Below are 2,623 nucleotides of genomic sequence, written 5' to 3'. Positions count from 1 at the left end.
ACTTAATGGCGTCCAGTTTGCTTTGCTTCGCAATGTTGAACTCAAAGCCATTTTCCTCAATATGAAGACCGCTCACCAGCAGTTGGTACCCTTGTTGTTCCGCTAACTGGCCAACCGTACCGGACAAAATGACATCGTCGTTTTGATCCAGCAATTGATAGTGCTGCGAGTCGAGTACCCGAATGGTGTGCGATTGCAACATCGCCTCAGTTGGCAGTTCAAAGCGCGTTACATCCAACGTATTCGATTCACCGGATAAACGGGCGATACCTTTGCCCACTAGCGGCCAGTATTGAGGAGTCACTACCGTTGTCAGATGAAACTTCTCAACGGTGTCCCCCAGAATCATACGTGAGCGAATAATTTCGATTTCGGCCGCCGCCGTCGATTCCTGATTAAACAGTTCCCCTACCTCCCCAACCAGAGAAGAAAGACCGCCTGAGCTTTTTTGCTCAATCTGAATCAGTGCATCCGCTTTGTAGATCGGCGTCGATAGCAGCGCCACCGCAACGCCACAAACCGCAAACAAAAAAGTGACGCCGACGATAAGCCATTTAGCATCAAAAAGAATGCCGACTAACTTACTCAGATCGATTTCATCCGAGTTAAATTGTCCGGCACCGTGTTTGGAAGTGTGAGATGTCATAGTTTTTTCACAAGAGGTCACCAGCCACTCGGGCTGATGAACGTTAAAATTACAGTTTTTTCGCCCAGAGGTTCGCTGCCTGCTCGATAACATCGAATACGTACAGGAACGCGTCTTTGCTTTGTCGGTGTGGATCCGGGATTTCACGAAGACCATCCCATTGCCCTAATAACATGGTCTTTCCCCGCGCAGCCGGGGCAATCTCGCTCAGCAAGTTAATGTGGCGTTTCTCCATCACCAGAATCAGATCAGATTGATGGCAAAGCTCAGCCGTCAGTTGTTGAGCATGATGGCCGTCCAGTGTCATCCCGTGCTCCTGCGCAACCTGACAAGCGGTCGCATCCGCAGGCGATCCATTCAGCCGGCTTCGCTCAACCGCCAGGCCGGCAGATGTGATATGCCGCTCCGGGAGCAAATGCTGCAGAATGCGTTCGGCGGTGGGGGAGCGACATATGTTGCCCATACAAACCACAAGAATGTTATTAAACATCGAAGCGCCCTCTGCCACATTTCATCACTGCTCTGCGTGTGCGCACCAACTTACCAGGAACGTACATTGTTTACCCCATCGGCCAGATTGTTAAAGCCAGAGATAGTCGGCAACAGCTGTTTGACCAGTCGATTCCAGCGACCGATCGGCGTCGTGGTCACATACACGACATCGTAAGGTTTAAGCTCAAATTCTGTCCCCAGCACCAGCGCGGAAGCGTCTTTGATGTTGAGCTGATAAATATCCGCAATGCGGGACTGTGCACTGCGCACAGAGGTCAGACTGCGAATCACAAATATTCCGGTCGCGTCCGCCTCCAGCTCATTGATACCACCGACGGAGCTGAGTGCTTCTGTCAGACTCATCCCCGTGCGATCAATTTTTAACATTTGCGGCTGCTTCACTTCCCCCATCACAAACACTTTCAGTGCATCATTGCGTGGAACATGCACAATATCGCCGTTCTTCAACAAACGATTCTGCGTCAGATCGCCTTTTTGGATAAGTGCATATAATGAAATTTGTTCCTCGATGCCGTTGCGGGTCAGAGTCACGTTACGCCAGTCCGCATCTTTACTGATGCCTCCAGCCTGATTCACAGCGTCAAGTAATGTCAGGGGAATATTGGAAATGGGCCGCTGGCCGGGAGAATTAACTTCACCTGTAATATACGCTTTTTGAGAACGGAACGCGGCCACATTGACATCAACTTGTGGAGATTCAATATAGCGAGTGAGCTTCTTGGCAAGCGTATTGCGAACTTCGGTGACCGTTTGGCCAGCAACATTCACTTTGCCAATGTAAGGATAGAATATCGTACCGTCAGAGTGAACCCAGTTACCAGCCTCTGCCGAACTACGGTAAGAGCCGGCAGGGATGGTTAATTCTGGGTGATCCCAAATGGTCACATTTAATACATCGCCAGGACCAATATGATATTCATACTCAGCGACCTCTTTATCCAGGTTCGCATTTCCTTGGGTTGTCACATTGAACTGTTCATTTTTTAATCTAGAAATCAGAGAAGGGTTAAGCGGGTATACGGTAACCTGGGAAGAAATGTCTTCATCTGGCTCAGAAGTCACCACATCTTTATTGATAGTGGAGATATGAGAACCTGGAACAACGGTGCAGCCACCCAACATAAGTAGAGCAACAATTAAGGTCAGATTTCTATTTCTCACCGCAAACACCCCTGAACATACATTTTTCTTTCTCATAGCTCATAACTTGAAACTCTTTTTCTTTAGCCAACAATGACACCGTCATAAATCCGCCTGATAATCATCAGGCGCCCACAACATCTTTATCAATTCCTTTGAGCAGGAAATGTTTTATTCTCAAAAACACCTTGCCACCTAACTAGCTAAATAAAAATGAGTTATTTGGTAAAAGCAAAGCGATTTTTATGTATTTTTAAGCCAAACCCATTGAATAAGTTTATTCGCACTCAAACCAAAGGTGCTTTCGTCATTTTTTTGACGAGA

General features: G+C 47.7%; 3 protein-coding genes. All 3 read right to left on the bottom strand.

The window, feature by feature from the left end; translation table 11 throughout:
- Positions 1–646 (bottom strand): Wzz/FepE/Etk N-terminal domain-containing protein (locus CAG65_RS09130; RefSeq protein ID WP_237668785.1); only part of this gene is annotated, 646 nt, incomplete at its 3' end.
- 49 nt (positions 647–695) lie between these two features.
- Entirely contained in the window at positions 696–1,136 is a 441-nt protein-coding gene (locus tag CAG65_RS09125; RefSeq protein WP_161448525.1) for an arsenate reductase/protein-tyrosine-phosphatase family protein, read from the bottom strand.
- A gap of 50 nt (positions 1,137–1,186) precedes the next feature.
- Positions 1,187–2,320: a polysaccharide export protein gene (locus CAG65_RS09120; protein WP_337247450.1), complete on the bottom strand. Its 1,134-nt coding sequence runs from the start codon at positions 2,318–2,320 to the stop codon at positions 1,187–1,189.
- Between the last annotated feature and the right edge of the window lie 303 nt (positions 2,321–2,623).

The organism is Vibrio sp. V39_P1S14PM300 (genome assembly GCF_009904765.1).
Lineage (GTDB): Bacteria > Pseudomonadota > Gammaproteobacteria > Enterobacterales > Vibrionaceae > Vibrio > Vibrio proteolyticus.
The sequence above is the reverse complement of the archived record's forward strand: the minus strand, read 5'-3'. Positions and strand labels throughout refer to the sequence as shown.

Coding starts and splice junctions, on each gene's coding strand:
- CAG65_RS09125 (WP_161448525.1), bottom strand. CDS start 1,136: ATGTTTAATAACATTCTTGTGGTTTGTATGGGCAACATATGTCGCTCC.